General features: G+C 57.3%; 1 protein-coding gene. It reads right to left on the bottom strand.

All coding sequences use genetic code 11. The features are described from left to right. Window positions 1-497 (bottom strand): polysaccharide pyruvyl transferase family protein (locus AB4Z23_RS28305; protein WP_441361283.1); only part of this gene is annotated, 497 nt, incomplete at both ends.

Here is a 497-nt window from a genome sequence, read left to right as displayed (position 1 = left end):
TTTCCGAGCTTCAGAGAACAGACAACTCCATGATATCTCGACACCACCGCAAGGTCGATTGCTGCCATCTGCTGCATGATATCGCGCAGCGTTGCGGCCGCGCTGATGTCGATCTGCGCCAACTCGTCCTCGGAGAGCATGTCCGTCAGCAGAAACATCAGATCCGCGCAGGCGACCCTGTCCGTAATGTCTCCCATCAAAAGGGTGATGCGATGGCCTTCACCGATCAACCAGCTCACGAGCCGTGAGAGCTTGTGGATGTAGGTCTTGTAAATCCTGGCGGCCTCGGGATCGTTGTGACGCCAGCCGCGATAGTCCATGACGCCGACGCCTATTCTCATTACGCCGTCGGCGGGGCTCTGCCGGTGGGGCACAGGAATAGGAAGATCAAAGGCGATATCGGGGTAACGGTGGTCTCGCGACACGTCGACACCGATCGTTTTCATGTAGTTGAGCGAGAAATCGTCCCGGTAGGATCGATAGGAGGCCATCTGTGC

The sequence above is a fragment of the Agrobacterium sp. MCAB5 genome, assembly GCF_052114365.1.
GTDB classification, from domain to species: domain Bacteria; phylum Pseudomonadota; class Alphaproteobacteria; order Rhizobiales; family Rhizobiaceae; genus Agrobacterium; species Agrobacterium tumefaciens.
This window is presented reverse-complemented; position numbering and strand designations above follow the sequence as displayed.